This is a genomic window from Streptomyces sp. NPDC004838 (assembly GCF_053600955.1).
Genome location: NZ_JBSGAW010000006.1, coordinates 236,475 through 254,190 on the forward strand (window position 1 = coordinate 236,475; position 17,716 = coordinate 254,190).

Genomic DNA, 17,716 nt, shown 5'->3' on the forward strand with positions numbered 1-17,716 from the left:
AGGCCGCTACAGGGCGCGCAGACCCGCGATCACCTCCCTGAGAATGCGCTCGTCGGGAAGCTGGGCGGGCGGGACAGGACGGCTGACCGCGACATGGCCTGCCTCCAGGAGGTCCCCGAGGAGTACGCGGACGACGCCCACCGGCAGATCGGCGTCCGCGGCCAGTTCCGCGACCGACTGGGTCTCGTGGCGGCAGAGGTCGAGCAGAGCCCGGTGCTCGGGTCCGAGCAGGGCTTCCTCGGCCGGTCCCGGCCCGTCGGCCGCGATGTCGATCAGCGCGATGAAGTCGAACCGTACGTGCGCGGGCCCCGAAGTGGTCCGTCCTCCGGTCATGGCGTAGGGACGGACGAGCGGGCCGGCCTCGGCGTCGTACCACTGGCTGCCGGGGGTGTCCGTGTCAGTCGACTCGGTCATGGTCTGTCGCCTCGGTGATCTCTCAGGTCGCGGTGACGCGCGGCGGGGTGCGCAGATGTTCGCCTACTCGGGTGACGAGTCGGGCCATCGCATAGGCGATCAGCCCGATGTCGGCGACGACAGAGGTGAGCACGGCGAGGCAGGATCCCTCTCCCGCGGCGGCGACGAAGAGGAAGCCGTCGTCCATCTCCACCATCGTCTGGCGCACTCCCCCGGCGCCGAAGTGGCGTCCCGCCCCTTTGGCGAGGCTGTGGAATCCGGACGCGACGGCGGCGAGGTGCTCCGCGTCCTCACGGGACAGGTCCTGCGAAGCCCCCACCGGCAGTCCGTCGTTGGACAGCACCACCGCGTGGCGGACCTCGCCGCTGTGGCGGACGAGGTCGTCCAGCAGCCAGTCCAGTTCGCCTGAGAAGTGGCCTGTCGCGGGTGTCCGCGCCGTGTGGTGCTCGATCATGCGCTGTCTCCTTCGGTGCCGTGGGCGGGCGCGCCGGGTGCGGGCGGGCCCGAGGGAAAGGTTCCGTACCGGCCACCGCCCTGGGCGGGCGCGCCGGGCGACGCTCCGCCGCCTCGCGCCCAGCCGTTGCGGTAGGCCGTCATACGGTCCCGAACGTGTTCAGGGGTGCGTTCCGGGTTGTCGTCGGGCCCGGCCTGGGTGCTCCGGCCGTTCTGGGTGCCCTGGGCGCTCTCGGCGGTGCGTCCTTCGCGTAGTTGCGGCGCGAGGTTCGCCTGTCTGACGCGGCGTGGGAGTCCGCTGTCGTCGTCGGGCGGCGGCGGGGCGCTGCGCAGTCTCGGTGCCCTGACGGCGGCGGGCGGTCGGCCAGTCGGCCGGGGCGTGATCGCCGGGCGGGGGGCGGGCGCGGGAACGGAGTGACCGTGCGTCGGCGGTACGGGTCGTGCCGCCGGCCGTCCGGGCCGCTCGGTGCTCGGGCCGGATGCCGCGTGCGAGCTTCGGGGGTCCGGGACGGCGCTCTGCAGCAGCGACGTCGGCAGCAGCACCACGGCGGTGGTGCCGCCGTACGGGGACGGCCGCAGATGGACCTTGATCCCGCGGCGTACCGCCAGCCTGCTGACGACGAAGAGGCCGAGCCGCTCGCTGTCGAAGAAGTCGGGCGCCTCGGACTCGCCGAGCCTGCGGTTGGCGTCGGCGAGCAGCTTCTCGCCCATTCCGAGACCGCGGTCCTCGATCTCCAGGGCGTAGCCGTTGCCCACGGGTTCGCCGCTGACGCGCACCTTGGTGTGCGGCGGCGAGAACTGTGCGGCGTTCTCGACGAGTTCGGCCAGCAGATGGGTGACGTCGGCGACCGCCGCGCCGACGATCGCGGTCTCGGGCAGCTGCCGTGCCTCCACGCGCGCGTAGTCCTCGATCTCGGAGACCCCGGCCCGTACGACGCTGGTCAGGGGTACGGGCATGCGCCAGGCGCGGCCGGGGGCGGCGCCGGAGAGGATGATCAGGCTTTCGGCGTGGCGGCGCATACGGGTGGTGAGGTGGTCGAGCCGGAAGAGGTCGCCGAGTTCGTTCGGGTCTTCGGCTCGGCGTTCCATGGCGTCGAGCAGGGTGAGCTGACGGTGCACCAGGACCTGGCTGCGGCGCGCGAGGTTGACGAAGACGCCGGAGATGCTGCCCGCGAGCTCCGCGCGCTCGACGGCCGCACGCAGGGCGGCCCGGTGGACGGTGTCGAGCGCCTCGCCGACCTGGCCGATCTCGTCGTCGGCGGGGCGGCCCAGCGGCGCTTCGGCCTGAATGTCGATCTCCTGGCCGGTGCGCAGTCTGCGCATGGCCTGGGGCAGCCGTCGGCGGGCGATCCCGAGGGCTCTGTTGCGCAGTTGGGTCAGCTCGACGACGAGGCCGCGGCCGATGCGGACGGAGATGATCAGGGAGGCCACGACCGCCGCGAGCCCGAGGACGACAACAGCTCCGGCCGGGGTGAGCAGTCCGTCCTCGACGGGGTCGGTGCTGTGGGCCGCTCGGCGGTGGGCGTCGGTCTGGATGGCCCGCATCCGTTCGGTGACGGCGGTCTGCGCGGTGTCCCAGTCGGGGGCCGCGACGGCTTTCGCCGCCCGGCGGCCCGTGGAGGAGGCGAGCACCTTGTCCTCGGCGGTCTGGAGCCGCCGGTATTCGCTCTGGTTGGCGAACTCTCGCCAGGCACGGCGCTCGGGGCCCCGGAGGTCGGTTGCGGCGGCTACGGTGAGAGTCCTACGGGTTGCCACGGCTCCGGTGAACTGCCGTAGCCGTTGTGCGGTCATCGAGTCGCCGAGTTGTGCCGAGCCGAGGAGTGCGTCCTCCCTGGCGAGCATCTCACCGGCTCGGGCGAATTCCAGGAGGACGCGGGCGCCGGACGCGGGACCGGAGTCATTGGCTCCGGCGACTGCGCCCGAGACGTCGAAGGCGTCGGTGACGACGGCGGTGTACTGCTCATAGGCGGCGTCCCAGGTGGCCCCGCGGCTGAGGACGGCGGTGCGCAGGGTGCGCAGCTTCTCCGCTCGGGTGACGAGTCGTTCGACCCGTGCGGCCACATCGTCCGGGATGCCGTCGGCGGCGGCGACGGTCGTGGTCTCGTCGAGTCGGAGGGCACGGATGGCTTCATCGGTGCGCCGGCCGTCCTGCCGGAGCGCGGCGGCACGCTCCTGCGAGGGTGCCGCCACCTGGCGGACCGCTGACCGCCGTTCGGCCTGGAGCGCGGCTACGACGGTGGCCACGGGTCCGCGCACCTGGGTTTCGAGGCTCTGGAGCTGGCGCAGCCTCGACACGTCCTGAGCGGTGGAGACGGTGGCGAATCCCCAGAGGGCCAGCAGCGAGACCACGGGCACCATCAGAAGGGAGATGACCTTGGCGCGTACGGTTGCTGCACGCGGCAGACGACGCGGGCCCGGTGCGGCCGACGGTCCTGACACATCGCCCTGCCGCGCGCCGCCGTCCCATGCCGCCTGTGCTCCGTGTGGCTCCTGTATCTCCTGTGTCTCCTGGCCGGTGTGTTCGACGGCGGGCCGCCCGGCGTGTGCGCGCCGCCCACGGGGCGGGTTCGGCGGTGTGACGGGCAGGGACGGCGACGCAGGGGCAGCGCCCTGGTCGCTGCGGGGTGTGCGCATGGCCTCCTCGTTCCGGATGCGGGCGGGGGTGACGACGGGGTTCGGCGGGTGGGACGGACTCCCCGGCTCGGGCCGGGTGGGCGGGGCTCGCGGGAGGCGTGGTGGTCCGGCGGTGCGCCGGGGCCACGGCCTGGGCGGTGATCAGGTCCTGGAGGTGGCCGCTGTCGTGGCCGCCGTCGTGGGTGCGGGTCTGTCCGCGGGGGTGGGATTGGTCTCGGACTCGGACTCGGACTCGACCGATGCGTAGACCGCACGCTCCTGCGCCGTCGGGGAGAGCGCGACGAACGCCGCGGTGACGAACAGGTAGGAACCGAGACCGACGGCGAGGGGGAAGATGAACTGCATGGCGGTCGCGCCGGACAGTGCCGTGTCCGCCGTCCGCGCGATCCGCACGCTGACGGCGAGCATGCCGGTGTAGTGCATGCTGCTGACCGCCGCGCCCATGACGAGCGAGGCGACGGCGACCGCGACCGGCGACTTGATGTTGATGGCGGCCCAGAGCGCGACGGTGGCCGCCACCACGGCGATGACGACGGAGAGCGCGACGAGCAGCGGGTCGTAGTCGACGGTGCCGTGCAGCCTCAGAGCGGCCATCCCGAGGTAGTGCATGCTGGCCACGCCGAGGCCCGTGGTGAGACCTCCGACCAGCAGTGCGCCGGGGCGGTTGCTCCCGTACCCGACGCAGAACACTCCGATCCCGACGACCAGCATGGCGACCACAAGACTGAGGATCGTGAGGGGGACGTTGTAGCGGATGTCGGTGCCTCGGACGGCGAACCCGAGCATGGCGACGAAGTGCATCGTCCAGATGCCGGTGCCGATCGCGGAGGCGGCGGTGAGCAGCCAGTTGCGGCGCGATGAGCCCGTGGCGGCGAGCGCGCGCACGGTGCAGCGCAGTCCCAGGGCGGCGCCGATCACAGCCATCACGTATGACAGCACGGGAGTCAGCAAGCCGAAAGATGCGTGGTCCAAGTGTCCCATGGCTCAGGGACGTTATCCCTGGTAGGGGCGCATACCGGAAGTACTTTCGAAAGGTGATGGAATATGACAGAGATACGTTCCTCCGCGATCGCCCAGGGGCCGAACGTGGGCACCGCGCGGTCGTGTACGGCACTAAGGGATCATGGTCGTATGTCCGACGACCACACACGCGTACAGGATTTCTTCAGCGTCCGAGCCGCCGGCTGGGACGCCCGTTTCCCGGACGACGGCCCGGCCTACGCGGCCGCGGTGGCCCGCCTCGGGCTGAGGGGAGGAGACACCGTACTCGACGCGGGCTGCGGAACGGGGCGCGCGCTGTCGCCGTTGAGGTCGGCGGTGGGGGTGCGGGGCACCGTACTCGGTGTGGACCTCACGCCTGCCATGCTGACCGAGGCTGTGCGCGCGGGGCGGGACGGCGGGGCGCGGCTTCTGCTGGCCGATGTCACCCGGTTGCCGTTGCGCGCCGGATCTCTCGACGCTGTGTTCGCCGCGGGGCTGATCGGCCATCTGCCCCGGCCGCAGGCGAATCTGCGGGAGCTTGCGCGGGTGGTGCGCGCGGGCGGGACCCTCGCGTTGTTCCACCCGCTCGGCCGTGCGGCGCTCGCCGCGCGGCAGGGACGACGGCTCACGGACGACGATCTGCGGGCCGAGCCGAACCTGCGACGTCTGCTCGAGGGTTCGGGCTGGCGGATCTCCTCGTACGAGGACGGGGACCGATTTCTCGCGCTGGCGGTACGTCGGAGCTGAGCGGCCCCGGCTCCCAAGCCCCGGCACCGCCGCCTCGGCACACTCGGGACTCGGGACTCGGGACTCGGGAGGAACCCTCTCCTGTCAGAAGCGTGTCGAGGAGTCTCCTGGGCATGTGCCGATAAGCGGCGGAATCCGCTCGTCCGCGGGCTCGCAGGCACCTGAGCCGGGTGGTGCGGCCGATGTCGTGCCGCTGTTTCGGACTGAGGGCCGCGTCGAGCGGGGATACCACGGATGAGCGATCGGCGGCGACTGCCGCCCTGGGGAAGGTGATCCGGGTGTTCAGCAGACTGCACAGGTTCCGCGAGTCCCTCGCCCGCCGCCCGGAGCAGGGACCGGTCATCCCGTCCCCTTCACGAGAGCACAATGTCTTCGAGGCCGCGGCGTCCTATGTCTCCGGATGTGCCGAGGACGATGAGGAACAGATGGACACGGCGGTCACCTGGGTGTCTCCGGAAGCACTGTCCTTCGGGATAAACGAGCTGGCGTGCCGCGCGGTCATCGCTCTCGCGCGGGAGCGGGACGAATCCCCGGAGGCGGTTGCCCGGAGCCTCCTAGGACTGCCCGCGGCCTGACGCCCCTGCCGGACCGGACGCCAGGGCGGACGCAGCGGCGACGCGCCGTGGACATGGGCCCGTGGTGGGAACGGACCGGGGCCGGATTGTGTCCTCTTCGCCGCGGGAGAGCTCTCGACGTCCGGGTTACCCACTGGTTATGGTGCGCCGACAAGCGATCGGGCAGGGACGGGTCGGACGGGGAGGGTGATGTGACCGGGCCGGAAGACGCCGTCGACGACGACGCGCTGTACGTGCTGACCGCCATGCTCCTGACGCCGGCACAGTTCCCGAGTGTGCTCGGGGACGACTTCCCCGCCGTGTGCGAGGTGCTGGGCATCACGCCGTACACCGGGGGGTACGGGATGGTCCTCGGTCAGGACTCCACCGGCGCCCGGTGGACGGTCGTGATCGACGATGTGTCCCTCGTCGCCGTCGCCATCGCGTCCTGGGACTGCGGGATGGAGTACGACCTGTCCCCCGACGAGCGCACGGTCGTGAGCGTGCTCCCCGGCTGGCCACTGGCCCTCGCCGTCGCCGCTCCGGGGGTGCCCGAGCCACATGACCCGGCACCGGAGGAGTGCGACGGCCGGGCTCCCCTCGCACCGCCGGACAGCGGGAGCTGGGGTCCCGCACAGCGGCGGCTGGGTGCGGACGAGATCGCGCTCCACTGGGCGCAGTGGCGGCAGCGGATCGACGACGACACAGTCTTCCCCCGTCCGGACACGCCCGAAGACGATCCGGCCGGTGAGCCCGGACAGGGCCGGCGGGAGGATCCGGACGGTCCGCAGAGACGGGGCGGGGAGGGCGCTCGGCCACCAGAGTCGCATCCGGAGTCGCATCCGGGGCTGCGGCGGGCGCTGGACAGCCTGCGCTCCTATGTGGAATCACCACCGCCGGTGGGCCGCGTCCGGTCCGGCTTCGCGCCGGGCGGCGCGCGTACGCTCCGCGCCGACGGTCCCGGCTGGTCCATGGTCGCCAGGACCGACGACATCGCCTTCTTCCTGCTGGACGAGGAGCCCGGCGAAGTTCTGCCGCTGGGCCGCGGGCCCGAACTGCCGGGATTGCTCGAAGCGCTCGACGGGCTGGCCGTGAAACCGTACTGAGGGCCTGAACCTCCCCGGCCGGACGACGAGGCCCGGATGGGGCATGGCCGCCCATCCGCCACCGGCGGGATCCCGTCTCGCCGAGCACCGGAGCGCCGCTGCCGCAACGGGCCGCGCGGCCCCTTCGGCGAGTCCGAGACGTCACGCCGGACCACGCCGCACGGCTCGGCGGTGGCCGGACCGGTTCCGTATCGGCACGGATGCACCCGGAGCCGCGGCCGATCGCCGATCCGGGAGCGGGAGTCAGCGGCCGATCTCCTTGCGGGAGATCCTCCGGAGCCTGCGGCGCTGGCTGGGGTCGAGCATCAGATACGCCGCCGTGGGCACTCCGAGGACGACCAACAGTGAAAGCCAGAATCCGATCAGCGGCATCAGGAGCAGGCCGACGGCCACTCCCCCGATGATGATCTTCGTTCGTGTCGACATCTCGACGCCTCCTCAGCGCGGCCTCGGCCGTTCCTGCCGGTGGAACGTACGGGCACACTTCACAGTTCCACTATGCGTCGGAACAGTTCCACTATGCGTCGGCGCGCAGTGGTTCGCCGACTCGGTGCATATGGGTCAGGGCCTGCCGGTAGGACTCGATGAGCCCGGTCTCGGTGTACGGGACACCGAGCGAGCGGCAGTGGGCGCGCACGAGCGGCTGGGCGAGCCGGAGGTGCGGGCGCGGCATGCTCGGGAAGAGATGATGTTCGATCTGGTAGTTCAGACCTCCCAGGAGCCAGTCGGTGACCGGGCCGCCGCGGACGTTTCGCGAGGTCAGGACCTGTCGGCGCAGATGACCCCAGCGCTCGCCGCTCTGTTCGTCGGGCATCTCCATGCCCTTGTGGTTCGGGGCGAAGGCCATGCCCAGGTGGAGCCCGAGGATCATCTGGTGGATGAGAGCGAAGAGCACCGCTTGACCCGGCGTCATCGTGGTCAGCAGCAGCGTGGCGTAGGCGATGACATGGGCCAGCAGAAGCCCGCCTTCGACGGCGCGTTCCCGTCCTGACTGTCGGCGGCCGTTCTTCGGTTCCGCGGAGAACACGGCCTGGAATCCGTAGACCTTGAGCGCGATGCCTTCGAGGGTGGTCAGCGGGAAGAACATCCACGCCTGGTGGCGGGTGAGCCAGCGTCGGAAGCCCGCGCGGCCGACGGCCTGCTTCTGTGTGAAGACGACGATGTCGGCGGCGACGTCCGGGTCCTTCTCGAGGTGGTTGGGATGGGCATGGTGGCGGTTGTGCTTGTCGTTCCACCACTCCTGGCTCATGCCGAGCAGCAGATTGGCGTGGATCAGCTGGATGATCCGGTTCTTGCGGCGGTCGCCGGTGATCTGGGCGTGCCCGGCGTCATGGCCGAAGAAGGCGGTACGGGTGGAGAACAGGGCGAGCGGCGGAGCCAGCAGGAGCACCCACCAGGAACCCCCGACGAGGGCCATGCCGGTGATCACACCGGCGATGGCGAGCAGATTGACGATGATGCCGCGGGCGTACCAGCCCCTGCGGTGCTCCAGCAGCCCCTGCTCCTTGACGACGCGCAGCAGCGGCGCGAACTCGCTGCCGGGCTTCCGCTTCTCCTCCCCTCCCTCCTCTCTTCTCTCCTCTCCTCCGGTCGCGGCGGGGGCCGATGAGGGTTCCCTCGCGGGTTCTCCGGTCGCGGCGGGGACCGATGAGGGTTCCCTCGCGGGGGCGGCTGCGGCCTGGGGCATGAGGATCTCCGGTCTGTGGGCCGTGCGCGGACGCGGACGGCGTCCGCGGATCTGCGGGGGTCTGGAAGCGCGGTCGGCGAGAGCCCGGAACCGCGAGGGAGCGCTGACCTGCGCGACTGCGCTGACCTGAGAAAACGTAGATCCGGGGCCCCTTCGCGGACCATGGCGCCACCACCCGGCCCCCGCATGGGGAAACCCCGCCGACCGGGGTGTCGCTGGGTACACCCTCCGGCTCGTACGTACAGGTGTACGTGAGCCGGATCACCGGCCCACGGGCACCGCGAGAGCGCGGGATCCGCTATCCTCGGCGGCTTCCGCCCCGCCAGTAGTCAAATTTGAGGAATGCGGTCATCGCTGTGCACAGACCCTCCGCGGCACCCCCTGCATCCGCCGCCGGAACCCCTCTCGCCGCCTCATCGCCCGACGGCTCCGCCGCAGCCGCCGAGAACACCGCCCCCGAGGACAAGGGCTCCTCCTCGTTCGGCCTTCCGCCCGAAGGGGTCCCGCCGGAGGACTTCTCGTCCGAGGAGTCCTCCGCCGCGCTCGCCCGCTGCTCCGCCGTGTTCGTGCCCGGCGATCCGGCCCGGACCGGCCGTGTGGCGTTCTGGACTCCCGGCGGAGCCTCCCACGGCGGGACCGGTGCCCCGCCCGGCGCTCCGTGGGGTTCCGTCGAAACGCTGACCGTGGTCGCGGACGATCTCCGTCCGCGTCCCGTACCGGCGCGGCTGCTGCCGGTACGGGACGCTCTGCCCGTGCTGACGAGGGCCCGGACGCACCCGGACGCCTCGCCCGCCGCCGCCTTCTGGGGCGCGGCCACCGTGCTCGCCCTGCAACTCGTGGCCCGTGGGCTGCTGTTGCCCGGACTGAGCCCCACCGAACACGACGCCTGGCGGGTGGGACCGCTGACTCCGCGGGACCTGGAGCGGATTCACGCGCTCGCCGCCGCGATGCCTCCGGCGGCCCACGCCGTACCCCTGACCACAGGCTCCGACGCCGGTGGGCCCGGTCCGGACGCCCCCGTACTGCTGCCCCGCCCGGAGCGTCTGCTGCGCTCCTTCCTGGACGCCGTCGCGGACGGGCTGCCGCGTACACCGGCCGCTCGGATCGCGGCGGGCGGCCGGGCGTTCGCGGCGCGGGAACCCGGACAGTTGCGGAACGCCCGTGCCTGGGCGGCGGACATCGCGGCGGGCCACGACGCGGGCGTACGGCTCTCCCTCCGCATCGAACCGACGCGAGCACTGGATCCGATGCCGGCGGTGGATCCGATGCCGGCGCGGGAGCCAATGCCCGGGAAGGAGCCGGCGCTCGCGGCGGAGACCGCGCCGTCAGGTGGACCGGCGCAGGCCAGGAGAGCCGGCCCGGTGGATGAGACCACGGACACGGGACCCGGATTCCGTGCCGTCCTCCAGATGCACAGTGCCGGCGATCCCTCGGTCGTCGCGGACGCCGCCGACGTCTGGGCGAGCGGCGGTCGGACAGCGTCGGCCTTCGGGCCACGTGCCCGGATGGACGCGCTGCTGGCGCTGCGGCGCGCGGCGCGCGCCTGGAGTCCGCTCACTCCCCTGCTGCACGCCGCCGTGCCCGACGCGATCGAACTGGCCGACGACGAGGTCGCCGAACTGCTCGGCGAAGCCGGCCGTACCCTCGCGACGAGCGGTGTCGAGGTGCACTGGCCGAGGGAGATGGCTCAGCGGCTCACCGCGCGTGCCGTGATCCGACCGCCGGGGAACGGTGACGAGGCCGCCGCCGCAGGCGAGTCCGGGCTGCCCTCCTTCCTGTCCGCCGACGCGCTGCTCGCCTTCGACTGGTCGTTCGCGCTCGGTGATCAGCGGCTGTCTCGTGAGGAGCTGGACCGCATCGCCGAGGCGAACCGCCCCGTCGTACGCCTGCGCGACCAGTGGGTGCTCATCGACCCCGAGGAGGTCCGGCGCGCCCACCGGAGCCAGGATCGCAAGCTGTCGCCGGTGGACGCCCTCGGGGCCGTGCTGACCGGCTCGGCCGAGGTCGACGGCCGCCGAGTCGACGTGGAGGCGTCCGGATGGGTGGCGCGGCTGCGGGACCGCCTCGCCGACCCCGAGGGCGGGCCGCAGGAGATCGGCCCGCCCGCCGCGCTCACGGCCACTCTCCGCGAGTATCAGCTGCGCGGACTGAACTGGCTGAACCGGATGACCTCCCTCGGTCTCGGCGGCTGTCTCGCCGACGACATGGGCCTCGGCAAGACCATCACGCTCATCGCGCTCCATCTGCATCGCCAGACCGATGAATCGGCCGCCGGGCCCACCCTCGTCGTCTGCCCGACCTCGCTGATGGGCAACTGGCAGCGGGAGATCGAGAAGTTCGCGCCGGGCACCGCCGTACGCCGGTTCCACGGCGCGTCCCGGGATCTGGAGGGCCTCGCCGACGGGGAGTTCGTCCTCACCACGTACGGAACGATGCGGCTCGACGCCGAGCGGCTCGGCGAGCCGGCGTGGGGCATGGTCGTCGCCGACGAGGCGCAGCACGTCAAGAACCCGTACTCCGCGACGGCTCGGCAGCTGCGCGCCATCGGCGCGAAGGCGAGGGTGGCGCTGACCGGCACCCCCGTCGAGAACAACCTCTCCGAGCTGTGGGCGATCCTCGACTGGACGACCCCCGGCCTGCTCGGCGGACTCGGGACGTTCCGTACGCGGTACGCACGAGCGGTCGAGGACGGCGGCGATCCGGCCGCGGCCCAGCGGCTGGCGGCGCTGGTACGGCCCTTCCTGCTACGACGGCGCAAGTCCGATCCGGGCATCGCTCCGGAGCTGCCGCCGAAGACCGAGACCGACCGGACGGTGTCGCTCACGGTCGAACAGGCCGGTCTGTACGAGGCGGTGGTACGGGAGACCATGGCCGCGATCTCGGAAGCCGACGGCATGGAGCGGCGGGGACTGGTGATGAAGCTGCTCACCGCGCTGAAGCAGATCTGCAACCATCCGGCGCAGTACCTCAAGGAGGAGCGGCCGAGGATCCCGGGGCGCTCGGGCAAGCTGGAGCTGCTCGACGAACTCCTCGACACGATCCTGGCCGAGGACGCGAGTGTGCTGGTCTTCACCCAGTACGTCCGGATGGCGCGGTTGCTGGAGCGGCATCTGGCGGCGCGTGGCGTCCGGACGCAACTGCTGCACGGCGGTACACCGGTCGCCGAGCGGGAGGCGATGGTCAACCGGTTCCAGGAAGGCCGGATTCCGGTCTTCCTGCTGTCGCTGAAGGCCGCGGGCACCGGTCTCAATCTCACGCGTGCCGGTCACGTCGTGCACTTCGACCGCTGGTGGAACCCCGCGGTCGAGGCGCAGGCCACCGATCGTGCGTACCGCATCGGCCAGACCCAGCCGGTGCAGGTCCACCGGCTGATCGCCGAGGGAACCATCGAGGACCGGATCGCCGGAATGCTGGCGCGCAAGAGGGAGCTGGCGGACGCGGTACTCGGCTCGGGCGAGGCCGCGCTGACGGAGCTGACCGACGCCGAGCTGGCGGATCTGGTGGAGCTGCGAGGGGGCGGAGCACGATGAACGGTCGTTTCCACGGACATCATTCAGACGACACCGAGGGCCCAGGGGACGCTGTGGATTCCGGGCGTACGGACGCGTCGGACGGCTACGGCGGGACGGACGGCCACGGCGGGACGGACGGTTACGACGGAGCAGACGGCCACGGCGGTGCGGACGGCCACGACGCGGCGGACGAGAAGACGTTCGCCGCGCAACCTCCGGTCCGGGGCCGGGGCTTCGCCCTCACCTGGTGGGGGCGGACCTGGATCAAGGCGCTGGAGGACACCGCTCTCGACTCCGGGCAGCTCAAGAAGGGCCGCAGACACGCCCGCGAGGGCGCGGTCGGGGCGGTGTCGGTCCGTCCGGGCAGGATCACGGCGGTCGTACGGGACCGGGACGGCACCGGGCACCGCAGCGATGTGCTGTTGCCGCGGCTGAGCGACGCGGAATGGGACCGGTTCCTCGGGACGGCGGTGGACCGGGCGGGGCATATCGCGGCTCTGCTGGACCGGGAGATGCCGCCGCACCTGGTCGAGGACGCGGCCTCGGCGGGTGTCGAACTCCTGCCGGGCATCGGGGATCTGGAACCCGAGTGCGGGTGCGGGGCCTGGGACCTGTGCCCGCACACGGCCGCCCTGTGCTACGAGGTGGCGCGGCTGCTGGACCAGGATCCGTTCGTCCTGCTGCTGATGCGGGGGCGCGGCGAGCGACGGGTGCTGGACGAGTTGCAGGCGCGCAGCGTGGCCCGCGCCGCCGCCTCCGGCACCGCGGGCGCCCCGGCGGAACAGGCGGAACCGGAGGGCGTACCGGCCGACGAGGTGTTCGCGGTGCGGGAGACCCTGCCGCCGCTGCCTCCTCCGCCGCCGCTGCCGGACGAGCCGGGGCAGCCGCCCGCACTGGGCACCGAAGCGGAGCCGGTTCCGGGTGTCGATCCGGACGCGCTGGAGTTCCTGGCCTCGGACGCCGCGGTACGGGCGCACCGGATGCTCGCCGAAGCGCTCGCTGCGGGGCATGAGCGCCGGCCTCCGGAGGCCGAGCTGACGCTGGACCAGGACGCGGTACGGATGGCGGCGTCGGCGCCGGGGCCGGTCGTCTCGAGCCGTCTGGCGGCGGGGACCGGGCGGCAGCGCGCCGAACTGGATCTCGCCGTACGGGCCTGGCTCACGGGCGGTCCGGCCGGGCTGGCGGTGCTCGGCGACGGGTGGACGCCGGAACCGGAGGCGCTCGCACGGGCGGCGGTGGCCCTGGAGGAAGCCTGGGACGCCGGGGAGCGGCCGCGGCTGCGGGCGGCCGGAGCGGGCCGCTGGACGGTGGTGGGCGCGGAGGCCCAGTTGCGCCTGGGCCGGGACGGGCGCTGGTGGCCGTATCGCAGGGAGAAGGGCCGCTGGGCCCCGGCCGGTCCCGGGGACCAGGATCCGGCGGGCGCGCTGGCGGGGCTGCTGAGCGGGAACGGCGAGACGGGCGGAACCGGCTGAGGGGACCGGAATCCCGCGCACGGCCGGGAGTACGCGAACGGCCGGACCGGCAGTACAGGCCGGACCGGCCGGACGAGCATGACCGGCGGGACGGGCGGGACCGGCCGGACGGGCGGGACGCGCTGCAAGGGCCCGAGCGACGGAACGGGCGGGCGAAAGCCGCCGGACCGGACGGGGGCCCCTGCGGTGTACGCCGGGCCACCGCGAGACCCTGTGCCGCACCGACGCCGAGCCGCCGGAGCCCTGGCCACACGGCCGGGGCCGGCCCGCGCCCCCGGTCGTGGCGGGACCCCGCCGCCGCATCGCCGTACGACCGCCGGGTACCGGGGCCGGCCGACGGCCGAGAAGACGGCCGCGCCGAATTTCTCACCAACTCATCCAACTTTCCGGCGAGTTGGAGCATCCCGACTCCGCGCAGCCGTCTTCCGCCCCGGCGTCCGCCGCCGTACGGTGGACCCGCCCGGGCCGGACCGGTCGGGACCGGCTCACGCCTCCCGCCGGACCGGCCCGGGACCAACGGGCCCGGAACGACCGGCCCTCATCGGCCAGTCGGGGGAAGGCCATTCGCCCGCGCTCGCGACACCGGCGAGACCCGCACCGCCGCATCCGCGAGATCGGCGGCCGGCAGGAGATCCTCGGGGCGACCTCCGGCACCGGCCATGGGGTCGCCGCGTTCGCCCCGCTTCTGTCGTCCCCCACCAGGAGAGGCCCCATGGACCGTAGAAGACTGCTCCGGCGTGCCGCCGCCGCGGCGGTGACCATCGGTGCTCTGCCGCCCGCGGGCCGTGCGCGAGCGGCCACCGCCACGCCCCGGCCGGGCGCTCCGGCAGCGGCACCCGGCCGGGCGGGCGTCGATCACCCCTCCGCCCACTGGATGCCGGCGTCCACGTCCAACTACACCGCCTCCCACCGCCCTTCCTCGTACTCCGTCGACTTCGTGGTCGTCCACGTCACGCAGGAGACCTTCGCGGACACGATCAGCATCTTCCAGAATCCGGCGAAGCGGGTGTCCGCCCACTATGTGGTCCGCTCGGCGGACGGCCACGTCGCACAGTGCGTACTGGAGAGCAACGTAGGCTGGCACGCCGGCAATTGGGACTACAACACCCGCAGTATCGGCATCGAGCACGAGGGCTGGGTCGACGAGCCCGCCTACTTCACCCACTCGCTCTACGCGCGGTCGGCGGCGCTCACCGCGTCGATCTGCGATCGCTACGGCATCCCGAAGGACCGTGCGCACATCATCGGCCACCACGAAGTCCCCGGATCCACGCACACCGATCCCGGACCGCACTGGGACTGGGTGCGCTACATCCGTCTCGTCAACTTCGCCTGACCGCGCTCTTGGTCGCACCCTGTAGCCAGAAACGTTTCTGAACATACGTCAACCGCTTGTCGAGCCCGCCCTCCTGGGTCACGATATGGGCCTGGGAGGCCGAGTTGAGAGACGCATGGGTGGCCCTGGAGCCGGGCGCGGATCCGGCGGAGCGTAGCCGCGCACTGCGCAGGGCGTACGACGCGTATCTGACCGCGGGGACGGTCGAACGGCCGGTACGCCCGGTGGTGGCCGCCTCCTGGCGGCGGTCGGCGCGCGCCCGCGTCAGCCCGGAGACCACGGTCGGCGTGGAGCTGGACGAAGACGCGCTCAACGCGTACCGCGAGAATCATCCGCTGGCGCTGGTGATGCCGCTGGTGCGGGAGCTGACGAGCGCGTACGCGACGGACGGCGAACACCTCGTGGCGGTCTGCGACGCGCACGGCCGGCTGCTCTGGGTGGAGGGACCGCTCGCCACCCGCCGCAAGGCCGGCCTGATGAACTTCGTTCCCGGCGCGCGCTGGGCCGAGGCGGTCGCCGGGACGAACGCGCCGGGCACGGCGATCATGGTCGACCGACCGGTGCAGGTCTTCGCGGCCGAGCACTTCTGCCGTGCGGTTCAGGCGTGGACCTGCGCGGCGGCCCCGATCCACGACCCGGCCACCGGCCGGGTCCTCGGTGCGGTGGACATCACCGGCGGGGACCGGCTGGCGCATCCCCACAGCCTCGCCTTCGTGGGCGCCGTCGCGCGGGCCGCCGAGTCACAGCTCGCGCTCCTCGCACCGCCGCCGGCCACGGGGAGCGTACAGCTGACCGCGCTGGGCCGGGATGAAGCGCTGCTGGTCGTGGACGGGCGCAAGACGCGGCTGAGCCGCCGTCACAGCGAGATCCTGGTACTGCTCGCCCACCGTCCCGAGGGCGTCGGCGGCGACGAGCTGCTCACGGAGCTGTACGAGGACGAGTCGGTCACCCCCGTCACCCTCCGGGCGGAACTCTCCCGGCTGCGCGGACTGCTCGGCTCCGAGCTGCTGCGTTCACGGCCGTACCGCCTCGCCGACCGGGTCGACACGGACTTCGACACGGTCTCCCGGCGGCTGGCGTCGGGGGCGGTGACGGGTGCGCTCAGCGCGTACGCCGGGCCACTGCTGCCCGCCTCGCAGGCCCCGGCGGTCGTACGACTCCGCCGCCGCCTGGAGGGCCAGATGCGCGCGGCCCTGATCGCGCGCGGCGATCCGGGGCTGCTCGCGGACTGGGCGTACAGCCCCTGGGGGGAGGACGACCTCCCGGTCTGGCGCGCGCTGGCCTCCGTGCTTCCCTCGTCCCGGCGACCGGCCGCGCTGGCACGTGTCAGGGAGATCGACGCCTGGCAGGGGTCGTGACGGCTTCCGCACGGCTCAGGGCCTATCCGGTGGATCTTGGAGCGGCCGAGCCGCCCACGGACGCGGGCGCCCGGACCGCAGGGCCGGCTCGTTGAAACCCCGGCCCACGAGGTCCGGGAGCGGAGGGCGGAGGGCGGGTAGCAGGGAATCCGGAGCGCGGCGGCCCCCGTCCGGGGAGGCCGCCGTGTCGGCTCCGTGACGCTCCCTCAGCGGAAGGCCGCCACTCCCGTCATGGCCTGTCCGATGACGAGGGTGTGCATCTCGGGGGTGCCCTCGTAGGTGAGTACCGATTCCAGGTTGGCCATGTGCCGGATCACCGGGTACTCCAGCGAGATCCCGTTGGCGCCCAGGATGGTGCGGGCGGTGCGGCAGATCTCCAGGGCCTTGCTCACGTTGTTGAGCTTGCCGACGCTGACCTGTTCGGGCCGCAGCCCCGCGCCGTCCTTCCGGCGGCCGAGGTGCAGGGCCAGCAGGGTGCCGCAGGTCAGCTCGACGGACATGTTCGCCAGCTTCTCCTGGGTGAGCTGGAACCCGGCGATCGGCTTGCCGAACTGCTCGCGCTCTCGCGCGTAGTCGAGGGCCGCGGCCAGCGAGCTGCGCGCGGCTCCCATCGCGCCCCAGACGATGCCGTACCGGGCCTCGTTCAGACAGGACAGCGGCCCGCGCAGCCCGCGCACTTCGGGCAGAACCGCGTCGGCCGGAAGCCTGACCCCGTCCAGGACGAGTTCACTGGTGACCGACGCCCGCAGCGACATCTTGTGCTTGATCAGCGGGGCGGAGAATCCGGGGGTGTCGGTCGGCACCACGAATCCGCGGACGCCGTCCTCGGTCCGCGCCCACACCACGGCGACATCGGCGACGGATCCATTGGTGATCCACATCTTGCGGCCGTCGAGAACCCAGTCCCCGCCGTCGCGTCGGGCGCGGGTGCGCATGCCGGCCGGATCGGATCCCTGGTCGGGCTCGGTCAGACCGAAGCAGCCGATGGCCTCGCCCGCCGCCATCGCGGGCAGCCACCGCTGCTTCTGCTCCTCGCTGCCGTGCTTCCAGATCGCGAACATCGCCAGCGAGCCCTGGACGCTGACCAGTGAGCGGATGCCGGAGTCGCTGGCCTCCAGCTCCAGACAGGCCAGGCCGTAGTCGACCGCGCTCATCCCCGCGCAGCCGTACCCCTCCAGATGCATGCCGAGGAGCCCGAGGCCGCCGAGTTCCCTGGCGAGTTCACGGATCGCGGGGAGTTCGCCGCTCTCGAACCACTCGGCCACATAGGGGTCGACGGCCGAGTCGCAGACCTGGCGGACCGCGGCCCGGACCGCCTTCTCCTCGGGGCTGAGCATGTCGTCGATGCCCGTGAGGTCGAGCGGGTCGATCTTGGTACGGGAGGTGCCGGGGTCGGTGGACATTCGCCTTGCCTTTCGCGCGGGTCGCGTGGATCGGGGGTGGTCGGGGGCCGGGAGGGCCG

Annotated in this window: 14 protein-coding genes; 7 read left to right on the top strand and 7 right to left on the bottom strand. The window is 72.4% G+C overall.

The genetic code is table 11. The features are described from left to right. Positions 1-6: 6 nt before the first annotated feature. The 4 genes from ACWEFL_RS09870 to ACWEFL_RS09885 all read right to left on the bottom strand — a co-directional run bounded on the left by ACWEFL_RS09870 (position 7) and on the right by ACWEFL_RS09885 (position 4,482). Positions 7-414 carry a DUF742 domain-containing protein gene (locus ACWEFL_RS09870; protein ID WP_451709953.1) on the bottom strand — a complete coding sequence of 136 codons (408 nt, stop codon included), beginning with the start codon at positions 412-414 and terminating at the stop codon, positions 7-9. Between the two features lie 22 nt (positions 415-436). Continuing rightward, complete coding sequence (locus ACWEFL_RS09875) at positions 437-868, bottom strand: roadblock/LC7 domain-containing protein (protein ID WP_451709955.1); 432 nt, start codon at positions 866-868, stop codon at positions 437-439. After that, positions 865-3,501 (bottom strand): nitrate- and nitrite sensing domain-containing protein, encoded by a 2,637-nt coding sequence (locus ACWEFL_RS09880; RefSeq protein WP_451709956.1) that lies wholly within the window; start codon positions 3,499-3,501, stop codon positions 865-867. Before ACWEFL_RS09880 ends, ACWEFL_RS09875 begins: the two co-directional genes overlap by 4 nt. Before the next feature lie 141 nt (positions 3,502-3,642). Continuing rightward, positions 3,643-4,482, bottom strand: a complete 840-nt coding sequence (locus tag ACWEFL_RS09885; RefSeq protein ID WP_451709958.1) for an MHYT domain-containing protein — start codon at positions 4,480-4,482, stop codon at positions 3,643-3,645. A 150-nt stretch (positions 4,483-4,632) separates the two neighbouring features. Here ACWEFL_RS09885 and ACWEFL_RS09890 point away from each other — a divergent pair, with 150 nt between their 5' ends. The 3 genes from ACWEFL_RS09890 to ACWEFL_RS09900 all read left to right on the top strand — a co-directional run bounded on the left by ACWEFL_RS09890 (position 4,633) and on the right by ACWEFL_RS09900 (position 6,889). Beyond that, positions 4,633-5,229 carry a class I SAM-dependent methyltransferase gene (locus ACWEFL_RS09890; protein ID WP_451709960.1) on the top strand — a complete coding sequence of 199 codons (597 nt, stop codon included), beginning with the start codon at positions 4,633-4,635 and terminating at the stop codon, positions 5,227-5,229. A 341-nt stretch (positions 5,230-5,570) separates the two neighbouring features. Further along, on the top strand, positions 5,571-5,804 hold the full coding sequence (locus ACWEFL_RS09895; RefSeq protein ID WP_451710029.1) for a hypothetical protein: 234 nt from the start codon (positions 5,571-5,573) through the stop codon (positions 5,802-5,804). 191 nt (positions 5,805-5,995) lie between these two features. Next, the gene (locus ACWEFL_RS09900; RefSeq protein WP_451709962.1) at positions 5,996-6,889 is read left to right on the top strand and encodes a hypothetical protein; all 894 of its coding nucleotides are present in this window, start codon (positions 5,996-5,998) and stop codon (positions 6,887-6,889) included. Positions 6,890-7,132: 243 nt separating this feature from the next. Here ACWEFL_RS09900 and ACWEFL_RS09905 read toward each other — a convergent pair whose 3' ends face one another. Next, a complete protein-coding gene (locus ACWEFL_RS09905; RefSeq protein ID WP_451709963.1) occupies positions 7,133-7,315 on the bottom strand; it encodes a hypothetical protein in 183 nt (60 codons plus the stop codon). 91 nt (positions 7,316-7,406) lie between these two features. After that, positions 7,407-8,576 (bottom strand): fatty acid desaturase family protein, encoded by a 1,170-nt coding sequence (locus tag ACWEFL_RS09910; protein WP_451709964.1) that lies wholly within the window; start codon positions 8,574-8,576, stop codon positions 7,407-7,409. Between the two features lie 560 nt (positions 8,577-9,136). Here ACWEFL_RS09910 and ACWEFL_RS09915 point away from each other — a divergent pair. From ACWEFL_RS09915 to ACWEFL_RS09930, 4 genes are all read left to right on the top strand, one after another. Beyond that, positions 9,137-12,106, top strand: a complete 2,970-nt coding sequence (locus ACWEFL_RS09915) for a DEAD/DEAH box helicase (protein WP_451710031.1) — start codon at positions 9,137-9,139, stop codon at positions 12,104-12,106. A gap of 53 nt (positions 12,107-12,159) precedes the next feature. Beyond that, entirely contained in the window at positions 12,160-13,560 is a 1,401-nt protein-coding gene (locus ACWEFL_RS09920; protein WP_451709966.1) for an SWIM zinc finger family protein, read from the top strand. A 712-nt stretch (positions 13,561-14,272) separates the two neighbouring features. Further along, positions 14,273-14,896 (top strand): N-acetylmuramoyl-L-alanine amidase, encoded by a 624-nt coding sequence (locus tag ACWEFL_RS09925; protein WP_451709968.1) that lies wholly within the window; start codon positions 14,273-14,275, stop codon positions 14,894-14,896. A 104-nt stretch (positions 14,897-15,000) separates the two neighbouring features. Then, positions 15,001-16,254, top strand: a complete 1,254-nt coding sequence (locus ACWEFL_RS09930) for a GAF domain-containing protein (RefSeq protein WP_451709970.1) — start codon at positions 15,001-15,003, stop codon at positions 16,252-16,254. 206 nt (positions 16,255-16,460) lie between these two features. On the opposite strand, the gene ACWEFL_RS09935 is transcribed toward ACWEFL_RS09930, so the two are convergent. Then, entirely contained in the window at positions 16,461-17,657 is a 1,197-nt protein-coding gene (locus tag ACWEFL_RS09935) for an acyl-CoA dehydrogenase family protein (protein WP_451709972.1), read from the bottom strand. Positions 17,658-17,716 lie beyond the last annotated feature (59 nt).